At 42.5% G+C, this 22325-nt stretch carries 18 protein-coding genes and 1 CRISPR repeat array; of the genes, 9 read left to right on the forward strand and 9 right to left on the reverse strand.

Translation table 11 applies throughout. The features are described from left to right. Nucleotides 1–59: 59 nt before the first annotated feature. Both ACPZ3T_RS16580 and ACPZ3T_RS16585 read right to left on the reverse strand, forming a co-directional pair. Nucleotides 60–983: a CRISPR-associated protein Csx3 gene (locus ACPZ3T_RS16580; RefSeq protein ID WP_490270581.1), complete on the reverse strand. Its 924-nt coding sequence runs from the start codon at nucleotides 981–983 to the stop codon at nucleotides 60–62. Nucleotides 984–1027: 44 nt separating this feature from the next. Continuing rightward, nucleotides 1028–1333, reverse strand: a complete 306-nt coding sequence (locus ACPZ3T_RS16585; protein WP_490270582.1) for a CRISPR-associated protein Csx3 — start codon at nucleotides 1331–1333, stop codon at nucleotides 1028–1030. A gap of 100 nt (nucleotides 1334–1433) precedes the next feature. On the opposite strand from ACPZ3T_RS16585, the gene ACPZ3T_RS16590 reads away from it, so the two are divergent. Further along, complete coding sequence (locus ACPZ3T_RS16590) at nucleotides 1434–2786, forward strand: TIGR03985 family CRISPR-associated protein (protein WP_490270583.1); 1353 nt, start codon at nucleotides 1434–1436, stop codon at nucleotides 2784–2786. A gap of 13 nt (nucleotides 2787–2799) precedes the next feature. Further along, nucleotides 2800–3372: an HD domain-containing protein gene (locus ACPZ3T_RS16595; protein ID WP_490270584.1), complete on the forward strand. Its 573-nt coding sequence runs from the start codon at nucleotides 2800–2802 to the stop codon at nucleotides 3370–3372. Between the two features lie 473 nt (nucleotides 3373–3845). On the opposite strand, the gene ltrA is transcribed toward ACPZ3T_RS16595, so the two are convergent. Beyond that, nucleotides 3846–5615 carry a group II intron reverse transcriptase/maturase gene (gene ltrA / locus ACPZ3T_RS16600; protein WP_490270585.1) on the reverse strand — a complete coding sequence of 590 codons (1770 nt, stop codon included), beginning with the start codon at nucleotides 5613–5615 and terminating at the stop codon, nucleotides 3846–3848. A 587-nt stretch (nucleotides 5616–6202) separates the two neighbouring features. Continuing rightward, nucleotides 6203–9693: direct repeats of the CRISPR family, unit length 37 nt; unit sequence GTTTCAGTCCCCTTGCGGGGTAATGGTTGATGGAAAC. 1054 nt (nucleotides 9694–10747) lie between these two features. On the opposite strand from ltrA, the gene ACPZ3T_RS16605 reads away from it, so the two are divergent. After that, the gene (locus ACPZ3T_RS16605) at nucleotides 10748–11623 is read left to right on the forward strand and encodes a lipid kinase (RefSeq protein ID WP_490270586.1); all 876 of its coding nucleotides are present in this window, start codon (nucleotides 10748–10750) and stop codon (nucleotides 11621–11623) included. 189 nt (nucleotides 11624–11812) lie between these two features. Next, the gene (locus ACPZ3T_RS16610) at nucleotides 11813–12448 is read left to right on the forward strand and encodes an exopolysaccharide biosynthesis protein (protein WP_490270587.1); all 636 of its coding nucleotides are present in this window, start codon (nucleotides 11813–11815) and stop codon (nucleotides 12446–12448) included. 70 nt (nucleotides 12449–12518) lie between these two features. Here ACPZ3T_RS16610 and ACPZ3T_RS16615 read toward each other — a convergent pair whose 3' ends face one another. From ACPZ3T_RS16615 to ACPZ3T_RS16630, 4 genes are all read right to left on the reverse strand, one after another. Further along, nucleotides 12519–12671: a hypothetical protein gene (locus ACPZ3T_RS16615; RefSeq protein WP_490270588.1), complete on the reverse strand. Its 153-nt coding sequence runs from the start codon at nucleotides 12669–12671 to the stop codon at nucleotides 12519–12521. Nucleotides 12672–12777: 106 nt separating this feature from the next. Further along, complete coding sequence (locus ACPZ3T_RS16620; protein ID WP_490270589.1) at nucleotides 12778–13350, reverse strand: Uma2 family endonuclease; 573 nt, start codon at nucleotides 13348–13350, stop codon at nucleotides 12778–12780. A 67-nt stretch (nucleotides 13351–13417) separates the two neighbouring features. Continuing rightward, complete coding sequence (gene aroB / locus ACPZ3T_RS16625) at nucleotides 13418–14509, reverse strand: 3-dehydroquinate synthase (protein WP_490270590.1); 1092 nt, start codon at nucleotides 14507–14509, stop codon at nucleotides 13418–13420. 156 nt (nucleotides 14510–14665) lie between these two features. Then, entirely contained in the window at nucleotides 14666–15268 is a 603-nt protein-coding gene (locus ACPZ3T_RS16630; protein WP_490270591.1) for a Uma2 family endonuclease, read from the reverse strand. A 31-nt stretch (nucleotides 15269–15299) separates the two neighbouring features. Here ACPZ3T_RS16630 and ACPZ3T_RS16635 point away from each other — a divergent pair, with 31 nt between their 5' ends. Next, complete coding sequence (locus ACPZ3T_RS16635) at nucleotides 15300–15422, forward strand: hypothetical protein (RefSeq protein ID WP_490270592.1); 123 nt, start codon at nucleotides 15300–15302, stop codon at nucleotides 15420–15422. 147 nt (nucleotides 15423–15569) lie between these two features. Continuing rightward, nucleotides 15570–16448, forward strand: a complete 879-nt coding sequence (locus ACPZ3T_RS16640) for an SDR family oxidoreductase (RefSeq protein WP_490277247.1) — start codon at nucleotides 15570–15572, stop codon at nucleotides 16446–16448. Between the two features lie 97 nt (nucleotides 16449–16545). Here ACPZ3T_RS16640 and ACPZ3T_RS16645 read toward each other — a convergent pair whose 3' ends face one another. Beyond that, nucleotides 16546–17958 carry a collagen-like protein gene (locus tag ACPZ3T_RS16645; RefSeq protein ID WP_490270593.1) on the reverse strand — a complete coding sequence of 471 codons (1413 nt, stop codon included), beginning with the start codon at nucleotides 17956–17958 and terminating at the stop codon, nucleotides 16546–16548. A 189-nt stretch (nucleotides 17959–18147) separates the two neighbouring features. On the opposite strand from ACPZ3T_RS16645, the gene ACPZ3T_RS16650 reads away from it, so the two are divergent. Both ACPZ3T_RS16650 and ACPZ3T_RS16655 read left to right on the forward strand, forming a co-directional pair. Continuing rightward, nucleotides 18148–19278 (forward strand): protein kinase domain-containing protein, encoded by a 1131-nt coding sequence (locus ACPZ3T_RS16650; RefSeq protein WP_490270594.1) that lies wholly within the window; start codon nucleotides 18148–18150, stop codon nucleotides 19276–19278. Then, nucleotides 19275–19586 carry a type II toxin-antitoxin system HicB family antitoxin gene (locus ACPZ3T_RS16655; protein ID WP_490270595.1) on the forward strand — a complete coding sequence of 104 codons (312 nt, stop codon included), beginning with the start codon at nucleotides 19275–19277 and terminating at the stop codon, nucleotides 19584–19586. The genes ACPZ3T_RS16650 and ACPZ3T_RS16655 overlap by 4 nt, the downstream gene beginning before the upstream one ends. A gap of 172 nt (nucleotides 19587–19758) precedes the next feature. On the opposite strand, the gene gndA is transcribed toward ACPZ3T_RS16655, so the two are convergent. Continuing rightward, nucleotides 19759–21189, reverse strand: coding sequence for an NADP-dependent phosphogluconate dehydrogenase (gndA, locus tag ACPZ3T_RS16660; protein ID WP_490270596.1), 1431 nt, complete (start codon nucleotides 21187–21189; stop codon nucleotides 19759–19761). Between the two features lie 351 nt (nucleotides 21190–21540). On the opposite strand from gndA, the gene ACPZ3T_RS16665 reads away from it, so the two are divergent. Continuing rightward, nucleotides 21541–22311, forward strand: a complete 771-nt coding sequence (locus ACPZ3T_RS16665; protein ID WP_490270597.1) for a Ycf66 family protein — start codon at nucleotides 21541–21543, stop codon at nucleotides 22309–22311. The last annotated feature ends 14 nt before the right edge of the window (nucleotides 22312–22325 follow it).

Below are 22325 nucleotides of genomic sequence, written 5' to 3' on the forward strand. Positions count from 1 at the left end.
CAAGATGAGCGATGGCTACGCCCACCGCAGGCATCACTCCCCCAACTCCCACACATTCCCTACCCCCTACACAACCCCACCAACACCTGCGCCAAAGCCTGCACCATCGGACGAGAAGAAATATCTTCACCTCGCTCAAGGTAATGAACGCTACCAGTTAGCAATGGTATTTGAGTAACAATTTTATCTTCTGTTCCTTGATAGTCACTATCAAGATTAGCAATGATGTGTATATTCAAATCCCGACAAAACTCTTCCCACAGAGGAACTTCATCCTTCCCTCTATCCCCAGCCAAAATCACTGCATGAGTAGCTTCACGCACAATTACGCGATTTTCTTCAGTAATTTTACCACCTATATCAATAATATTGAGTGGTGTATTGGCACTGCGTACCCAACCCGCCGCTTTGATGGCAAACTCTGGGGTGAACTTAGCTTTATACTCATCCTTCAGCCTTCTGGCTAAATCCAAATCTCGTCGTGCAGCTTCGGAAAACCAAGCACCTTCACCATCTGGACAGGCTGTGATCACATAAGGATAGGGTGCGCCTGCAATATTGGTGATGGCTTGTTTTAAACCTTCACGCAGACATGACTTTCCAGACTGTGGTGGGCCACAAAGGACAACTTTAATAATTGGCTTACTCTTGTGTGGCTCATTTGTTTCAATAATTTCACCCAATTTATAAGCCGGAGTGTGGGTAGCAGCCACAATGTAAGCTTTATAGCCTGGCTTGCCAATCTTCGGGTCAAAAATAGCGATCGCACCATAAAGATGAGATATCTTATGTGCTATCAGATAACTCACAGCTACAGATGCCGGGCCGTCTATCTTCAGTAGCTTGCCTCCAGATAGTTCACCAGAGGCCAACATCTGATCTAAACGTGCCGCCGCATCCCTCACTATCTGGTCGCCATGTGCAGGTTGACCAAACCTGACTTTTAAAACATCACCTTCTAAATTAATGTGATACGTTGTCATACCATCTACCAGTAGCTACGCCCATCTGCTATATGCAGCAAATATCAATCAATTAAGTCTCCTAACTTATAACTAGGATTGTGTGTGATGCAAATCACATATTTACCTAATTTGGGATCGTAAAAGGCAACTGCTCCGTAAATATGAGCAAGTTTATGTGCTAAAACAAATGCCACTGGTATAGAAATAGGGCCATTAATCTTCAGCAACTGGCCTCCAGTTAGTTCGCCTGATACAGCCATTTCTTCTAGCCTTGCGGCGGCATCACGTACAATCTGGTCATTTTGAGCAGGTTCACCAAATGCAACTCGCAAAATCCCGTCTTTTAAGTCAATTTTATAAGTATTCATTACTTTGGTTTAATTTGTTGCGTATATCATACACGCCCTTGGAAGATATGTCTTCCAAGACAGTGTATCTTAAAGAAAGTTATATTTTGAGATTTCCCTAGTGTCTGAATTAGTATTCCAAGATATTCCCCAGGTGGAATTACTACAATGGTTAGCCCGTGGTTTACTCAAACAAAAACTGCTGCGGACAATTCGGTTGTGGGTGTGGTTACGTTCACTCTATGGAGATACTCAAGACCGTTTGCTCTTAAATAATTCTTTTACTTATGCCGACTGGCGTGATATCTTCTTCAGTTCCAAACATCCTCCAGGAGAAAAAATTCCTAGCTTACATGATCCTAATTGCCCCTGTGCCAAAACAACAAAAGAGTGGTTATTTAATGAAAAAACTGGGATTATAGCTGACCAATGGCAAGAAATCATGCTGGCACACACTGGTATAGAAAAATCTAAATTAGACAAAATCTTAAATAAAAGATTGTTCGGAGTAACCCGTCGTTCTTTGCAAGGTGATCTAGAAACCTTAGTAAAGTTGGGTTGGCTGGTATATAAGAATGAAAAATATCATCGTGTCAATGAATTTCCGTCACGTCCAGTTACGTCTACAGATGATAATATCGACAAAATCAATAGTGATGAACTCAGCTTTTTGCATGAAGATTTAGTAACAATTGCAGCAACTCACTCTCACAAAATCAATGGTGTACAGCGTTTTTTCTTGCAATTAGATTATGTAATTCCTCATAGCACTCTCGATTTAGTTGATGATTTGCAATTTCAGTTGAGACAACTATGGGCAAAAACACCTGTACCCCCTATAAAACTCACTTATGACAGCGCAAGAACAGGTAATGTAGTAGGGTGTATTGTTTACCCAGTATGTATTTATTATATGCAAAGAGCAGTTTATCTCTGTGCTTACGGCGAAAGTCCAGATCGAGAAACTGAATGGTATAACTTCCGTCTTGACCGGATTCAAAACATCACATCCTTAGCATGGGATAACGTACAAATTCCCCAAAATTTAAGACAATCTTATCCCAAATTATCTTCTCTGAACCCAGATTATATTGCTGAGGAAATTTCTAACGCTTGGGGGTTTGATTTCTATTTGCCATCACGACTTATGCTGCTCAGATTTGATCGTGATTATAACGACCGCTACATTCAAAACACTATTCGCCACCAGACTTTTCAACCCATTACATACCAACAAGCACAGCATCTAATCAAGTTTCACGTTACTCAACCACAACATCAACAAGTCTTGTTAAATATATTGATGAATCGTTCTCCACAAGACGCTTATTACCAAGTTTATTACCGCGATCAAGATAATGGTATTAAGATGCGTTTACGTGCATGGCAACCCAAATGTGAGGTTCTGCTGCCTTTTGATTTAAGGCAAAGTATTGCCACTGATTTAGTCGCAGCATTTCAACTTTATTACTAATACGACTCAAACTATGAAGACAGTTCAACTGACAGCTAAATTTGAATCAGCATTAATTTACGCCACTCGTCTCCACGCTAACCAAACCCGCAAGATTAGTGGTGTTCCCTATGTGGCTCATCTGTTGAGTGTCGCCGCACTCGTACTAGAAGCTGGAGGCACTGAAGAAGAAGCGATCGCTGGTTTATTACATGATGCAGTTGAAGATCAGGGTGGACAATCGACCCGTGAAGAAATCCGTCAGCGTTTTGGTGAGACGGTTGTAGCGATAATTGATGGCTGTACCGAATCTGATATTTACCCCAAACCACCTTGGGAAGAACGCAAACTGAAATATCTGCACAATCTACGTCAAGCTTCACCCTCAATCCGGCGAGTTTCTTTAGCCGATAAGCTTCACAATGCTAGATCACTACTTGCTGATTATCGACAACATGGTAGAAGCATCTGGAATCAGTTCAAAGCTGGTCAAGATGGGACTTTATGGTTTTATCGAGAATTACAGAAAATATATAGTGAGAATGGTTCAGACTTCTTAACAGAAGAATTTTCACGAGTAATTCAAGAGCTTAATCAAGACTTTTAACTCTTTAATAATCCTTGCGGGGTAATGGTTGTTGGCAACGAAAAAATAGAGTACCGCGATCGCATCATCAAGGATGTTTCAGTCCCCTTGCGGGGTAATGGTTGATGGAAACCAAGTTTGTGAAGCGTCCTGATGATGATAGAGGAGTTTCAGTCCCCTTGCGGGGTAATGGTTGATGGAAACGTCTACGAAGATTTAAAGGTTAAGAATATGGTAAAAAATGTTTCAGTCCCCTTGCGGGGTAATGGTTGATGGAAACCTCCGAGTCAACGGCGATCGCATTCATATCAAAGCCCCCTACGACGTTTCAGTCCCCTTGCGGGGTAATGGTTGATGGAAACCAAGAACATTCATGGGGTTTCGGATGAAGTCGTTGATGTTTAGAGGGTAGGGCAGGGATGTTGAAATCCCCTTCCCCCCGACAAACCGGACAAGCAAGTTACCCTGCATCCGGCTTTAGCAAACCCGAACGCTTACCAAAGACTAAATACCTCGTCTTCAGATTCATCTAATAATCCTACTGAGTGTATCGGTGGATGAAAGCAATTTTGTGTTTGCACAAACACCTCACCTTCAGACTTGCGCCCTACTGAGTGTATTTGTTGGTGACAGTAGAAATGCACCAACTCTAAATTAGAGTAGCTATCATTACCGCCAGCAGCACAAGGGATTTTATGGTGTTTATGTAGCGACTCATTGTTAAACAGAGACTCGCCACAAATAGGACACTTATACCCTTGTCTTCGGGCTAACTTTTGGTAACTAGGAATCAAACAGCGAGATTGCTTCTTGCGTCGTTGTTCCCAGTAAACACGTAAGTGTTGGTCATCAGGAGAAGCATCACCTTTAACCAAAGTGTGCCGTTTGATATGAAACCAACTAAACTTGAGTAGATATTGACCAGAACGTTTGTCCCCAAACACCCAAAAGTCATTTCTATCCAAGTTAAAGTTCCCCCAGTAGCGAAGCTTGCGCCAATGTGAGCTTTTATTTGGGTGCATTCTCTTGGCGTACCGTTGCTGTCGCACATACATCCATCTATCTAGTTTGGCGAATATATGTGAGGAAACAACTGTCCGATAGTAATTAGCCACACCGCGAATTATCGGGTTGAGCTTGCCTATGAGATAATTGACATTATGGCTTTTATTCTCTAGCCAAACTTGGCGAATCTGGTCTCGGACATCTTGCAAAGATTTCTTGCTGGGCTTGATTAATACTTTCCGCCCGGTTTTGGTATTTTTGTCTTGATACCATCTGATGTTAAACCCCAGAAAATCAAATCCCACAGTTAGATGTACTATTTGGGTTTTAGACTCTGATAAAGCCAGCCCTTTAGTTTTCATCCAGCCGGACAAGATATCAACCACCCTGTGGGCATCCTCTTGAGTTTTGCAGAAAACTACCAAGTCATCAGCGTAGCGTACCAGACCACGATGTCCGATTTTATGACCGTGTTTATCGTATCTGATACCCAATGCTGCTTCCATACCGTGCAATGCAATATTTGCGAGTAGTGGGGAAATGATTCCACCTTGAGGTACACCTGTTTCTGTATCGTAAAACACGCCCTTGTCTACATATCCCGCTTTTAACCACTGGTGTATTAACTGCCGTGCGGGGGAGTTCCCAATGGTTTGCATGAGCGGTGCATGGGCGATGTTATCAAAGCAACCTTCAATGTCGGCATCAACCACCCAACTAGTAGTGGAGTTGGCTTTTGACATTGTGTGTACTCTTTCTATCGCGTCATGTGCGCCTCTGCCGGGGCGGAAACCGTAAGATGTTCTCTCGAATTGTGCTTCCCAACTTGGCTCTAAGGCGTTTAATACTATTGCCTGGAGACATCTGTCGATGATGCAGGGAATACCGAGGGGGCGTTGTTTGCCGTTGGATTTGCGGATGTATACCCGCTTCACTGGTAATGCTCTCCACTGTAGGCGCATGGCGAGAATATCTACCAATGTTGCCCTAGCGTGTGGTGTCAGTACCAGTAGTTTATCCACACCTGCTGTTTTTTTGCCTTGATTTGATTGCGTTACTCGTCGCACGGAAAGTATAATGTTAGAGTAACTCCGCATGAGTAACTTTTGAAGATTGCGTACCCTCTTAAAGTTACTGTCTTTGGTTGCCTTGAATATTCTTTGTCTGAGTCGCCTGACTACGCGGTAAGCATTTTTCCAGTTAATGCTGTTCCAGTCCGTAGTCCTGTCGGTTACATTCACAATCGTTGATTGCACCATAACTTTTCCCGCACAGTTCGGTTTCCTGTTACTCTGATTTCAAGGGATTCACTCGCTACACGTCTGCACCCTTTCAGGTCGGTTTAGTTAAACCTATCTGCGCGGTTATGGTTTCCCGTTGCCTTTCGGCTTCACAGCTTTCGCTTTTTGTAGCATCTTACACCCACTGGAGGATTCAGTCGGGATTACTCCCTGCTTTACTGACAGCATCGTTTCTAGTTGTCAGACTCCATTGGGGTTTCTTCATATCACACATGAAAGACACAACCACTGCGCGTTCCTTCTATACACCGGGGGCGTTTTGATGTCTTATATTCTGAGGACAGGACAGAATATCTCACCCCTTTTACTGTTTCAGCCGTTTTCAGTATTTCCGCTTCACGATGCCTCGTCAAAGGTTCACTCTCGTTAACCCGTCAGTGGTTTTACCTTGGCGTTACGTCCACTCTTCGGCTTGTAGATTTTACGCTTTCCCCTCTAGCTCTGAGACACCGCAGTTACCCGCAATGCCCCTTCGGGTAGGTACTGGTTTAGACATTAACCAGGAGTATTTCTGAGATACTCACTCTCATGAGCAACTGATAGTCGCACCAGTCCCCTTGCGGGGTAATGGTTGATGGAAACCATTAGTGTTTTGCAGTACAGTGATCTGATCTAACAGGTTTCAGTCCCCTTGCGGGGTAATGGTTGATGGAAACCCCTGACTAAAAGCAGGTTGCTGATTTCTTGAAAAAAGTTTCAGTCCCCTTGCGGGGTAATGGTTGATGGAAACATAGATGGAACTAATCGTCTGAAGCGAAATTGCCCGTTTCAGTCCCCTTGCGGGGTAATGGTTGATGGAAACTGCTCGTTCGCTCATACTCAGGTTGGGTTAGAATAGTTTCAGTCCCCTTGCGGGGTAATGGTTGATGGAAACCCTTTACTTCTTCGTCATCATTTTTAATAGTCCCGTTTCAGTCCCCTTGCGGGGTAATGGTTGATGGAAACAAATACCCCAAAGGGGACAAATCTTCCCCCGGAGTGTTTCAGTCCCCTTGCGGGGTAATGGTTGATGGAAACGTGATACTGTAATTATTATAACATGACTCCGGGGGGAGTTTCAGTCCCCTTGCGGGGTAATGGTTGATGGAAACTTGCTATCGTGGGTATTAAAGATTTCCCTTATAAAGTTTCAGTCCCCTTGCGGGGTAATGGTTGATGGAAACGTGATCATCAAGCAAGAGTTAAGTGATCCCATAATGTTTCAGTCCCCTTGCGGGGTAATGGTTGATGGAAACCAGCTAAACAAAGTTTAAAGGATAAGGGATTGATGTTTCAGTCCCCTTGCGGGGTAATGGTTGATGGAAACAATATGTATCATCATCTTTTTACCTGTGGCTAGTGTGGTTTCAGTCCCCTTGCGGGGTAATGGTTGATGGAAACCAATATAACGAGTATCTAAAACATATAGATAGTAATGTTTCAGTCCCCTTGCGGGGTAATGGTTGATGGAAACGATTAGTAGTTCACAAAAATACTGTCAAGGTAATTTGTTTCAGTCCCCTTGCGGGGTAATGGTTGATGGAAACCTAGCGACCGCGATCGCCGCCATCTCTAATCTATCGTTTCAGTCCCCTTGCGGGGTAATGGTTGATGGAAACTTGTATAAAAGGAAACGGGACTCCTAAGTATTTTGTTTCAGTCCCCTTGCGGGGTAATGGTTGATGGAAACAAAGGAGGACGTTCACCCCATTCTGCTGACCAGATATGTTTCAGTCCCCTTGCGGGGTAATGGTTGATGGAAACCTCTCAAATCATTTACGATATTGACCTTAAAATGTCCAGTTTCAGTCCCCTTGCGGGGTAATGGTTGATGGAAACACCCCGCAAGGGGTCTACATAGGATGGCAACCTATGGTTTCAGTCCCCTTGCGGGGTAATGGTTGATGGAAACACACCCAGCTTGTCCATGATTAAGTTCTGGGAATCTTGTTTCAGTCCCCTTGCGGGGTAATGGTTGATGGAAACGTGCTGGTACGCCTTCACGGTGATAGCGTTTTTCTTGAGTTTCAGTCCCCTTGCGGGGTAATGGTTGATGGAAACGTATTTATCCCTACGAAAGCAGAGATAAGCGTATTGTTTCAGTCCCCTTGCGGGGTAATGGTTGATGGAAACACTAGCTCGAATACTAGGTCGCGTCCCCATCGTCTGTTTCAGTCCCCTTGCGGGGTAATGGTTGATGGAAACGCCATGTTACATCCCTGGTACGAAGCAATTTATAGTTTCAGTCCCCTTGCGGGGTAATGGTTGATGGAAACTTGCTGCAATCTTATTTGAGACAAAAGATTTAACAAAGTTTCAGTCCCCTTGCGGGGTAATGGTTGATGGAAACAAAAAGGGGATTTTTTTTTGAGAGTGTAGAAATCAAGTTTCAGTCCCCTTGCGGGGTAATGGTTGATGGAAACCGATTAATTTCGGCGATATTACGATTATATTCATAGTTTCAGTCCCCTTGCGGGGTAATGGTTGATGGAAACGCGCCTGGAACAAGCTGGCACAAAAGATTGATGGCGTTTCAGTCCCCTTGCGGGGTAATGGTTGATGGAAACGCATTCGTCGATGCTAAGAGTGCTTGTTCCTCAATTTTTGTTTCAGTCCCCTTGCGGGGTAATGGTTGATGGAAACTTTGAATGGAGTTCTGGTTGCTACAAGTAATTTAGTTAATTTGTTTCAGTCCCCTTGCGGGGTAATGGTTGATGGAAACAGTTATTCTGCCCTCCGCCACCGTCGGCATTGCTTAGTTTCAGTCCCCTTGCGGGGTAATGGTTGATGGAAACACTTGCTTATTTAGTAACACTCTTTTTACTCTAGACAGTTTCAGTCCCCTTGCGGGGTAATGGTTGATGGAAACTCAACTAACAAGCTCTACTTAGACATTCTGGCTGAAAATCGTTTCAGTCCCCTTGCGGGGTAATGGTTGATGGAAACTATAGCGGCTAGCAAAACCACCCAAGGATACTTGAGGTTTCAGTCCCCTTGCGGGGTAATGGTTGATGGAAACTGTTTTTGAATCTGCATTTCTCAAAGCGTTACCTACTGTTTCAGTCCCCTTGCGGGGTAATGGTTGATGGAAACCTGTACTTATATATACTGTATTTCTGTATTCTAACTATCGTTTCAGTCCCCTTGCGGGGTAATGGTTGATGGAAACGTTTTTGGATGCCCGGGTAGAAACCGGGCTTTTATTAGTTTCAGTCCCCTTGCGGGGTAATGGTTGATGGAAACTTTTACTACTACGTCCGGTGAAGACGTTTCGTTGATTCTTGAAGTTTCAGTCCCCTTGCGGGGTAATGGTTGATGGAAACCAGGGTTCGCTATCCTTTGCCTTATAAGATGCGTTGTTTCAGTCCCCTTGCGGGGTAATGGTTGATGGAAACTCCAGCCCTGAGGATTAGCAAGCGCACCAATAAGAAGTTTCAGTCCCCTTGCGGGGTAATGGTTGATGGAAACTTTTTACTCTTCTCTGTTTTCTCTTGTTTAACACCTACACGGTTTCAGTCCCCTTGCGGGGTAATGGTTGATGGAAACTAGTAGGTTAGTAAGTTGTTATGTCGATTAAAAGTTTCAGTCCCCTTGCGGGGTAATGGTTGATGGAAACACGTCTGGAAACAACCTGTAGATGATGTTTTCTACGCTATGTTTCAGTCCCCTTGCGGGGTAATGGTTGATGGAAACACTTAAGTTTTCTTAGACCTAACAATTAACTTCAGGTTTCAGTCCCCTTGCGGGGTAATGGTTGATGGAAACGAAATCAGCGATTTAATCAAGCGTGAGGAAATTTCAGTTTCAGTCCCCTTGCGGGGTAATGGTTGATGGAAACTTGACTATTTATCCCTAATACCTGGGGCTGTTCCTCGTTTCAGTCCCCTTGCGGGGTAATGGTTGATGGAAACGCACTCCTTATCAAAAGGTGCGCCTATTCACTTGGGTTTCAGTCCCCTTGCGGGGTAATGGTTGATGGAAACCTTCCTCCTGTCCCTCCGACGGGACAACCTCTGGGTTGTTTCAGTCCCCTTGCGGGGTAATGGTTGATGGAAACTGCTCGGTGCTGAAACTATTACAGAGCAAGCTTCCTGGGAAGCATTTTGACGAGTCTCAAAATCAGGTCGATTTCAGCCCATCTTATTGCAAGTAATTCGCAACTTCCCCAATTGTTAAAACGCTGTAATTATTATGTTGTCAAGGTTCTGGCGTTTTTGACGAATCCCCCAGGGTTTTTGACCCCGCTTCGACTTGTCAAACATCAAGCTAATATAGTCATGATACCTCTGTTACTTGTCATTGTCGAGTTCTTATACATATTATGTAACTTTTTACCCCAAATCATGTTGAGAGTAATCGGTAACTCTACATTCCAACTACAGCAATCTCAGCAATTTCTCCTCCAAGTCTGACAAATAAGCTCGGTTCAGTTTCCCCAACGACTCCAAAAACCTCTGCAACGACTCCTCCAGCCTACTGGAATACACCAGATTGATGCGATCAGCTACGCTGGGCGGTTACGCGATCGCAGATCACCTGCATATGTTAACATTCCTGCGGTAAGTATTCATAAGACTATTGAGCGATCGCTAGGAAACTCGACTGGTTAACGGTACTCAACAGCCAATCTATCTCTATCCATTTAAAGAATTGGTATAACTCTAGGATAATCTTGAGTTCAATTGACTATTAAATCTTAGATCAAATTTCTACTATTCCCAATTTTTTATATTCCATACCGCAGCATGATCTCAATTAGAGATAATCGAGTTAAGCTAGATTATGCCACTATTGTTGTCAGTCTTTTTTGTAACTTAAATAACAAAAAAATATGATACTTTGATCAAAGCTTTTGGTGCATTACGGCTTACGCTTAACACACCCTACATCTACTAAAGTTTTTTCCTAAATTCAGTCTGATTCCTATAGTCAATTTTGGTAGACATATATGGATAATTCTATATATTCTATTTCAGAATCTTGCATTATTAATTGAATGATAGAGGTAGCCTAAAGCCTACACCATAGACAACGTAAACCTCTTAAAACATCAGCCCAATCACTGATAACTGATAACTGATAACTGATAACTGATTTAAAGAATACTCCCCATGAGTTACCGCGCATTACTACTAGTAAATCGTCACGCCCGTCAAGGACAAAAAGGTCTGGCGGAAGCAATTAGTTGTTTGCAAAAACTCGGCTTGGAATTAATTGAGGAGTCTACAGAAGATCCCAAACATTTGACTGATATTATACATAAGTATAAACATCATGTAAATTTAGTAATAGTAGGTGGTGGTGATGGGACTCTCAATGCAGTAGTAGATGCTTTAGTAGAGACTCAGTTACCTTTGGGAATATTACCTTTAGGAACTGCCAATGATTTAGCTAGGACGTTGGGAATTTCTAATTCTCTATCAGAAGCTTGTAAAACAATTGCCTCTGGGGAATTACGGCGGGTTGATTTAGGATGGGTTAATGGTAAACACTTTTTTAATGTTGCGAGTTTAGGAATAAGTGTAAAAATTACTCAAAAATTGACCAAAGAAGTTAAACGACGCTGGGGAATTTTTGCTTATGCGGCTACAGCATTACAAGTAATTTGGGAATCTCGACCTTTTAGCGCAGAAATTCGGGTGAAGGATAGATGTTTTCGTGTAAAAACTGTGCAAATTGCTGTAGGTAATGGTCGTTACTATGGCGGTGGGATGGCTGTAGTTCACGATGCTAAAATTGATGACCAAAGGCTAGACCTTTATAGTTTAGAAATTAAATATTGGTGGGAAATAATTTATTTATTACCTGCTATGCGAAAAGGTAGACATATTCATCGGCAAAATGTCCGCGCTTTACATGGACAAGAGATGGAAGTATATACACGTAAACCGCGTCCGATTAACACTGATGGAGAAATTACTACATATACTCCAGCCAAGTTCCGTGTTATCCCTAAAGCTGTAGCTGTTTTTGTACCACCAGTTTAGGGTGTGGGGAACAATTGGATGGGGATACCCTGGGGGAAGCAAGCTACAAAGTTCAAACTGCTTGTTGTCTGTTGACTATCTCTGCGGTGGATAGGGAAGGGATAATCTGATATGGTGAGAAATAATAAGAGACGATAACGGGTGCTTTGTTAACTTAATTCTTTTGTAGCTAACTTATAGTGGGGTATTGTGGCAACTCACATCAACTCACGCCAATTTCATGTGAGATTTTCTCAAGAGATTAAATTACTGCTAGAAAGATTAGCCGAAAAGCATTTGAGCCTCGGTGAAATTCTAGCGGAGACTTGTGAACGCGGCTTTAGTTTAGTTATTGCTTTATTAGTTTTACCTTTTTTGTTTCCTATGCCACCGGGTTTAGCAGGGCCTTTTGGTGCTGCGTGTTTAGTATTATCAGTACAGATGATACTTGGTAGGCGATCGCCTTGGCTACCAAAAAGAATCGCTCGCTATAAATTCCCTCGTCCTTTTGCCCAGTTAATCTTACAAAACCTCCGCCGTGTCACCAAAATATTAGAAAAAATTACTCGCCCTCGTTTGACTAAAATTGCCGAAAATCCTTTAACTTGGCGAGTCAATGGCTTGTGTATCTCTTGGTTGACACTGTTACTAATGTCACCAGTTCCGTTTACTAATCCCATTCCTACAGTTGGCATTTTACTCTTAGCAGTAGCCACGATTGAATCAGATGGATTACTGATTTGCGTTAGTTATGGCATCACTATTTTAATTACCATGCTATTTGGATTTATCGCTTATGCCTTGTGGTTAGCACCTAGTTTGCTACCATTTTTATTACCAAAATAAAAGCCCCAGCCGAAGACTGAAGGGCTTGCTTTTAATTAAGGTGCATCTACTAATTTATATATCCCTCCAGTTATTGGCAGCATCGGGAAAAAATACCAGTAATGCTCAAATATTTATTGAAAGCGACGGGAAACTCCATCCCCTTGTGGGTGGACAAGGTTGTTCCGCCCGTCGCTTGGGGCATAGGGTATAGGGCATTGGTGATCTCTTCCCTATGCCCCATGCCCAATTCCCCATGCCCAAAAACTCTATCCCCTTGTGGGTGGAGTTTTTTATTTATCCGTCAATTCCTATAGGTGTGCTAGTACACGTTGAGCCAAAAATTTTACTTACTTTAAAGGGATTTTTGCTGTTTGAAATACCTGTTCAGCTGTCAATTGCAATTCTGGTAATACAGAATCTGTAATTATTTCATCTCCCATATAAGTCTGTGGTGCTGCATCTGGATAAAACACGGTAATGCTTCTGGCTTTGCTGTCTAACACCCACACTCGCAAAACATTAGCATTTAGATAGTGTTTTGCTTTCGCCATCATTTGTCCAAAGGTTTGCCCTGGCGAAAGAATTTCAATCACTAAATCAGGAGGAACAGGGCAAGCTTCATCTTCGTTCCAGTCAGCAGGTAAACGTTCATGAGAAATGTAGACAATATCAGGTACAGGAATCCAATCTTTTCCCTCTTTTTTTAATAAAACAGCCCATTCAGGACAAACGATTCCCTTTTCTTGACATGATTCTTCAATTAAAGACAGAAGAACGTGAGTAAGTTTTGCATGAAAAAACTTTGGTGACATTTTAGGAATTGATTTACCATCAACGAGTTCGTAGGTAGTATCTCCCTCACCTGGGGGGAGATTTAAGAACTCTTGCAAAGTTAGTTGATTGTCAGCTTGGAGAAGCATAGCAAAAACCAGAGGGCGGGTAGTTAGATTTTAGCTAATTCGTAATTCGTAATTCGTAATTCGTAATTTACATTGCCTGTAAAACTTGGCGAATGATCTCTGTTGGTACTTCGTCGGTAATTGTGACTACACCCATTTGGGTGGGGAGAATAAACCGCACTTTACCATCTTTAACTTTTTTATCTAGTTGCAGTGCGTCAATAATGCCTTCAATATCTAAACCTTCTGGTAACTTTGTCGGTAAGCCTGCTTTTTGAATCAGGGCATTTTGACGTTCTGTGTCTTCCTGCTGCCACATTCCCAATTTCAGAGCAATTTGTCCGGCTGCTACCATGCCAATGGCTACAGCTTCACCGTGATTGACTAAACGATAACCTGTCAAGCTTTCTACTGCATGACCAATGGTGTGTCCGTAGTTCAAAATTGCTCTGAGTCCTCCTTCTTTCTCGTCTTTGCTGACAACTTCGGCTTTGGCTTGACAAGAACGGGTTAAGATGGTATCTATTAATTCTGGTTTGATGTAGCGCAGTTGGTTAAGGTGTTTACTGGCTTCTATTTGGGCAAACAATTCAGCATCCCAAATTACGCCGTACTTAATTACTTCTGCCATCCCTGCCCGAAATTCTCGCGTGGGAAGGGTTTTTAATACTTCTGGGTCAACTAATACTAAGCGCGGTTGGTGGAATGCGCCAATTAAGTTTTTTCCGTGGGGATGATTTACCCCTGTTTTACCACCTATTGCTGAATCTACCATTGCTAGGAGAGTGGTAGGCACTTGTACAACATTAATTCCTCGTAGCCAACTCGCAGCCGCAAAGCCAGTCATATCACCAATTACGCCTCCCCCCAAAGCCACCATTGTAGAGGAACGCTCTAAGCGGTTTTCTAGGGCGATATCGTAAAGTTTTTGGATAGAGTTGAGGGTTTTGTAGCGTTCTCCGGCTGGTAGGCAATAACTAGCGACTTGAAACCCAGCAGATTCTAGAGAGTTAATGCTTTTTTCACCATAATGCTTAAATATAGTGGGATTAGAAACCAGCAATACTTTCTTGCCTAGCTTCAAATCAGCCATTCGTTGACCAAGTTGTTCTAAACTTCCAGGTGCGATCGCAATCTCATAGGACTGCTGTGGTAGATTCACATTAATTACAGAAGTCATTACCCAAACCCTAACAAATTCGGTGGGGTGTATTTTACCGCATTTTGGAAGAGTGATGAGTAATGAGTAATGAGTAATGAGTGATGAGTAATGAGTGATGAGTAATGAGTAATCAGTAATGAGTAATCAGTAATGAGTAATGAGTAATGAGTTGTGTCAACTCCAGATTTCGGTTAAATCTAATACAAACCCCGGTAAAACATCTTCACCTGATAAACTCACTGGATGATTTAGCACTTCCACATCTTGATTTGGGCGATAAATTTCTACTTGTTGATTTTTACGGTCAATTAACCAACCTAGACGCGCACCATTATCTATGTATTCTCTCATCTTGGCGCGTAATTTTTCTATAGAATCATTTTTAGACCGTAGTTCTAAGACAAAGTCAGGACATATTGGGGCAAAGGTTTCCTGTTGTTCTATACTGAGAGCATCCCATCTATCTTGACGTATCCATGCAGCATCAGGAGAGCGGCTACTGCCATTAGGTAGATGAAAACCACTTGAAGAGTCAAATGCTACACCTAATTTAGTTTGACGATTCCACAGCCACAGCTGTCCAGCAATATCAAAATTTCTTTTACCAGTATCGCTCCCAGTTGGTGGCATGACAATCAACTCTCCCGTAGCAGTTCGTTCCAATTGTAAATCTCTGTTAGCTAGTGCTAACTCCACAAACTGCTCATGAGAAACTATCAACGTCAGCGTAGGCGGAATATTAACCGCAAGAGTTGGGGATAAGTTAGTTGGTGTCATTTCAGGACAGGAGAGAGGAGGCAGAGGGGATATGGAAGATGGTTTTAATCTAATTTCAGTTTATCGAAAATTTGGGTTTAAAACCCTTCTAGGGCAGGGAGCAGGGAGCAGGGGGCAGGGGGCAGGGAGCAGGGGGCAGGGGGAGACAAGGTAGACAAGGTAGACAAGGGAGGGGGGAGTGTGGGGAGAGAGGGGAGTGTGGGGGGAAAGATTTGTTCTCCGCCATCCCACACCAAGCACACCAAACACACCCTGCGCCATTCCCAATGCCCAATGCCCAATGCCCAATGCCCAATTCACCATGAAAAAACTTTTAGTTACAGGAGCAAGTGGTTTTCTCGGATGGCACCTTTGCCAAATGGCTCAACAAGATTGGCAAGTTTATGGAACGTATGATTCCAATAACATAAAAATTCCTGGTATTCAATTAATTAAATTAAACTTAACAAATTTCGCTCAACTCAAGCAGGTATTTGAGGAAATTAAACCGGATGCAGTCATTCATACAGCCGCGCGATCGCAACCAAACTTTTGTCAAATTCATCAGCAGGAATCACACTTAATTAATGTGACTGCATCTTGTGATCTTGCTGGATTATGTGCAGATTATGCCATACCCTGTGCTTTTACATCAACTGACTTAGTTTTTGATGGGCTAGATGCTCCTTATCAAGAAACAGATTCCGTGTGTCCTGTGAATATTTATGGTGAGCAAAAAGTCATGGCAGAAATAGGAATGCTAGAACGCTATCCTATGACAGCAGTGTGTCGAATGCCATTAATGTTTGGTAATGCTACCCCCACAGCGAAAAGTTTTATTCAGCCATTTATTGAAATTTTAAAAGATAAAAAAGAACTTAATTTATTTGTCGATGAATTTCGTACACCAACTAGTGCAACAACTGCGGCAAAGGGTTTGTTATTAGCACTAAAAAAAGTGAATGGGATTATTCATTTAGGCGGAAAAGAAAGGATTTCTCGTTATGATTTTGGCAAGCTTTTAGTTGAAGTTTTCCAACTTCCTGATACTAGACTTAAAGGTTGTCTGCAAAAAGATGTAAAAATGGCAGCACCAAGACCAGTAGATGTATCTTTAGATAGCTCTAAAGCCTTTGCTTTGGGATATCAACCCTTATCTATTAAGGCAGAATTAGAGGAAACCAAAAAACCGGGTTTCTGAACAAAAGATTAAGGTTTTAAGCTGAGGGATTTGCAAGAAACCCGGTTTTTAACCGAGGTGCAATTTCCCATTCCCCACGCCCGATTCCCCAATATATTCACCTTTGATTTTTAAGCGGTTTACGGATAGTACTTTGCCAGATAATAGTTTGCTTGGCTGAACGTTCTCCCAGGGAACGAGTTGCAACAACTTCAAGATCAACGTTGACACCAGGACGTAAATTTTCCCTTTTGATATTCAATTTACCCAAAGCTAGGGTAAAGCGATTGTAATCACGGGTGACTAGGTTAGCAGGAATTTCGGCGTCATATTGGGTTTGATAGTCGCCAGATCCAAAGTTATTGTCTTTAACCCGAAATTTCACCCGAAATTGAGTGTTAATGACATCAGACTTTGCTGCTAAATCTACTATTTTTAAATTCAGGTTTTCGCCTGCATCAGCAAATTCTGCTACAGCTAATCTAGTGACATCTTGCTTGGTAATGAGATGATTAACTGTAAATTTAGTAGAGTTACCCTCGTTACTGGTGCTACCAGCAACCCACCAATCATTAGGAAAATTAACTTCTACTTGTTTATTATCATTGAGACTAACTTTAACTTTTTCATTCCCAAAGTTGGTGATGGGTTGTCTTTCTTGCCAAACTAATTGAAAAACCGTTTCTAAGCGTTCCTCAAATTCTCGATATTCATCAGCAATAATTGAACCAGGTGCTAGAAGAGATGCTGCACCTTGATGGAGTTTCCATTTGTGTTTGGAGAGGTTAATTTGTTTACTACCAAGTTCAGATATTGGTAGGGTGACGCTGGGGGTTTCTTCAGGTAGGGGTTGCTGACTCTTGACGATACTCAAAACGCCTAAGTTGCCCTTTTTGCCGTCACTACCATCTCTACCACTGTATCCATCTCTACCGTTGTGACATCTGTAGGTTTTCTTTGTACATTTATAATCAGGAGTTCCAGGTTTTCCAGTACAGGTTTCTCTCTCCCAACTACTTTTATGACATCGACAACCAGCTACACCACGACCACCCCGACCCCCACGCCCAGGATATCCAGGGTTAGCGCGCACGAGAATTTTTTGTAAATCTGCTAAATTTGTGTAATAGACGGTGAGATTGCCGCCATTTCCGCCATCTCCTCCCCTACCACCATTCCCACCATTTTCACCGTTTGGGGCTTTGATATCGCGGTTAGGGTTGCGTTCAGGGTGGCGACATTTAGGCCGAGAACCACTTCCCCCATCTTCTCCATCTTCCCCATTTCGACCTGATAAATCAAGATTAATGGCTGAACCATTAGCTACAACCGTTTGATTTTCACCGTCACGGCCATTTCTACCATCTCGCCCACTAGCACCGCTATAACTACCTTGTTTGGTGTAGAGATCATCATCGTATCGCTCATTTGCTGTGGCTGGGCAAAAAACTGAGCTAGAAGTAGGTAACAAACCACCAAATAAAAAAAAGATGAAAACTAGCGGTAGCTTACTCCTTAAAAACTTGTTCATCGCTGAAAATCTCAGGGTTTTAACTGAAAAGATACTTTTTTCCTCTACTAAAAACATGAAATAACCCCGGTTTTTCGGAAAACCCGGGGTTATTTTTATTTATTTTTATTATTATTTTTCTTATAACCACTCTCGGCCAGCACAGGGCAAAATAAAGACAGTAAGAGCGATGTTAACGCTATCCTGCCAATGAGTTACTGTCTTAATCCCCGTTGTCCCAAGCCTGAAAATCCAGATAATGTCAAGTTTTGCTTGAGTTGTGGTTCTAAATTGCTGCTCAAAGAACGCTATCGCGCCATTAAACCTATCGGACAAGGTGGTTTTGGCAGGACTTTCTTAGCTGTCGATGAAGATAAACCCTCCAAGCCACGCTGTGTCATTAAGCAATTTTACCCCCAAGCCCAAGGGACAAACACAGTCCAAAAAGCGGTGGAGTTATTTACCCAAGAAGCAGTGCAGTTAGACGAACTGGGTAAACATCCTCAAATTCCCGAACTTTTAGCATACTTTACCCAAGACGATCGCCAGTATTTAGTACAAGAATTTATTAATGGGGCAAACTTAGCACAGGAATTGGCAAATAAAGGCGCGTTCAACGAAACACAGATTCGGCAATTACTCAGGGACTTATTGAATGTATTGCAATTTTGTCATGCTAGGCAAGTAATTCACCGTGATATTAAACCAGAAAATATTATTTTACGTAATAGTGATAATAAATTAGTGCTAGTCGATTTTGGTGCTTCTAAATCTGCCACTAGCACAGCTTTAAATAGAACTGGAACTAGTATTGGTAGTCCTGAATATGTAGCCCCAGAACAAATTAGAGGACGGGCAACTTTTGCCAGTGATATTTATAGTTTAGGGGCGACTTGTGTGAATTTATTAACTGGGCGATCGCCTTTTGATTCCTATGATACAAATCACGACAAATGGGTTTGGCAGCAATACTTAAAAACCCCAATCAGTAATACCCTAACTAACATTATTAACAAAATGTTAGCTAGCATCCCTGCAAGACGCTATCAAACAGTAGAGGAAATCTTACAAGATTTAAATCTACCATCTTCAGCAGTAGCGACACCAACCAAACCAACTAATCAAGCCTCACCTACTTTACCACCAACTTTTATTAGCCAAACACAAAGTCAAATTGACTTAGAACTAGAAGAGTTAAAAACACAATTTTTGCCTGGAGGTAAATCCAAACCTCAAAATAATCAAGCCCAAACCACAACTAACACCTCTGGTAATCAAACCGAAATTGACAGGGAATTAGAAGAATTAAAAGCTAAGTATCTTGGGAATAATAATCCATGAAATATAAAGGATATGAAGCTGTTGTTGAATTTGATGATGAAGCTGAAATTTTTTATGGCGAAGTCATCAATCTGCGTGATGTAATTACATTTCAAAGTGATAATGCAAAAGAGCTAAGGCAAGCTTTTCAAGACTCAGTTGATGATTATTTAGAATTTTGTAAAGAACGTGGTGAAGAGCCTGAAAAACAATTTTCAGGTAAGCTGATGTTAAGAATTAACCCTGAGCTACATAAAACAATTGCCATCAAGGCAAAAAAAGAAGGTCAAAGTCTTAATTCTTGGATAGAAAAATGCTTGTCTATGTAGGCTAGTTAAATATAGTAATCATATTTAAGTTGTGGTAAGAAAACAAGTTATAATGCCCGTTGTTTTTTCAATCAACCGAGCTTTAATTAAAATTTGTAAGGGCTGACAAGAAAGTGGCTCTAAAATATTAGAGCCACTTGTAAACAAGTTGAGAATTTATAGGGTTACAAACTTACTTTTTAGTTTCAGTGATAGGAACCCATTCAGTGTGGAATACACCTTCTTTATCGGTACGCAGGTAGGTGTGCGCGCCGAAGTAGTCCCGTTGTGCTTGGGTGAGGTTTTGGGGTAGGCGATCGCGGCGATAGCTGTCAAAATAATCCAAGGACGCGCTAAATGCAGGTACAGGGATACCGAGTTTGGCAGCTGTGATAATTACTTCCCGCCAAGCTGCTTGTCTGTCGAGAATTGTTTGTTTAAATTCAGGAGCAAGTAGCAAGTTAGGTAATGCAGGATTTTCGTTAAATGCCTTCTTAATCTTATTCAAGAAGCCAGCGCGAATAATACAGCCACCTTTCCAAATGCGCGCCATTTCGCTCAGATTCAAATTCCAGTTGAATGTTGCTGAAGCTGTGGATAGCAACGCCATCCCTTGAGCGTAGGAGCAAATCTTGGAGCAGTAGAGCGCATCGCGGACTTTATTGATAAAGTCTTTGGTAGCACCGTCATACTTGCCACTGGGGCCTGTCAACTGCTTAGATGCAGCAATCCGTTCATCACGAATAGAAGAGATAATCCGCGCATTGACGGCTGCTGTAATGGTAGGGATAGAAACGCCCAAATCTAACGCAGTTTGTACTGTCCAGCGTCCAGTACCCTTTTGACCGGCTGCGTCAACAATCAAATCGACGAGGGGTTTCTTGGTTTCGGGGTCGATGTAGGGGAAGATATTGGCTGTAATCTCAATCAAGAAAGAATTGAGTTCATCGGTGGTGTTCCACTCAGCAAATACTTCGTGTAGCTCTTGTGCGCTTAGTCCACCAGCATTTTTCAACAAATCGTAGGCTTCTGCAATTAACTGCATATCGCCGTACTCAATACCGTTGTGTACCATTTTGACATAGTGACCAGAACCACCAGGGCCAACGTATGTTACACAAGGGCCATCATCAACTTGAGCGGCAATTTTGTTGAAAATTGGGGACAGATACTCATAAGAACTTTGTGTACCACCAGGCATCAGTGAAGGGCCATTGAGTGCGCCTTCTTCACCACCACTGACACCCATACCCAAAAAGCGTAAACCAACAGGTTCTAATTCTTGAGTGCGTCTTTGGGTATCTTCAAACCAAGAGTTGCCACCGTCGATGATGATATCGCCTTCATCTAGCAGGGGTTTTAGCTGCTGAATGACCGCATCAACTGGTTTACCAGCTTGCACCATCACTAGAATCTTGCGGGGACGTTCTAGAGCAGCAACAAATTCTTCTAAGGTAAAAGCAGCTTTAACATTGCGGCCTCCGGCACGCTGTGCCATGAAAGCATCGGTTTTTTCTCTGGAGCGGTTATAAACTGCAATTGGGAAGCCATTACGCTCAACGTTTAGAGCGATATTCTCGCCCATCACGGCTAAACCAATCACACCAAAGCTTTGTAGTGTCATAAACTATGTTTGGCTAACTCTTGCAGGTTCTTTCATCTTTAAGGGTAGTCCGAGTTTTTCTCTTCTCCCCTAAAGAAGACATTAAGAGTTAATCTAAACAATAAAAGCTCACTAGTAACACCGTTCAATAGTTTTAATTTGTATCTAATTCCACAATTTATTTGTAAAATTTGCTTTCATTAAGAATTGGGGACTGGGGAATAGGGAATAGGGAATAGCGAAACACCCGCCCAATGCCCCATACCCAATGCCCAATGCCCAATGCCCCATGCCCAATGCCCCATGCCCCATGCCCCATGCCCAATGCCCAATGCCCCATTCCCAATCCCTAGTTAAAGGAGTAACCAAAAAATGCTGGCAAATGTCCTAGCTTTGGTGGTTGGCCTTGGTAGTTTAGCCATCTACTTATCAGCTTTCTTCTTCCCCGAAATCCACCGCAAGAATGATTTTATTTGGAGTGGAGTCGGACTGTTTTATGCTCTAGTTTTATGGGTGTTTGCTCCGCGCATTTCTGGAGGTCTTTTACTGGGTCATGTGGCTAGTGTGGCTCTTTTAGTGTGGTTTGGTTGGCAGACTCTCTCATTACGTCGCCAATTGACTCCCTTACTTCAGCAAACTCCAGTTCCTAGTTCTGAAGAAGTGAAAACTACACTACAAGAACAAGCCAATAAGTTGTCTTCACCTCAACCTTTGGCACAATTGCAGCAAGCTGTAGGTGGTTTTTTCGCAGGCTTGACAAACCGTAGCCCACAACCTGCTACTTCCAAAACCACAACTCCCGAACCAGAAACAACAGCAAAACCTGCTGTAGAGATTATCGACAAAACTGAAGCACCAGCCCAAGAGCCTGTTACTACTGCTGAGTCTGAAACTGCAACGGTTACACCAGAACAACCAACAGAAGTAGCTACAACAACTGAAACAGAACCTCCAACTGAAACTGCGCCAGAAGCAATTCCGCCTCATTCTCCATCCCCGGAACAGGTGGAAGCCGCTCAAGCACATGATGAAACTGACGATAAAAAATCAATCCCCGTCGAAGAAATTGCCCCAGATGCGGTGTTAGCTCCCCCAGCCGAAGCCCCACCAGGGTCAGTACCACCAGATAATCAAACTAGTTGATATAGTTAAACCCA

Source organism: Aliinostoc maniaoense (assembly GCF_058172895.1).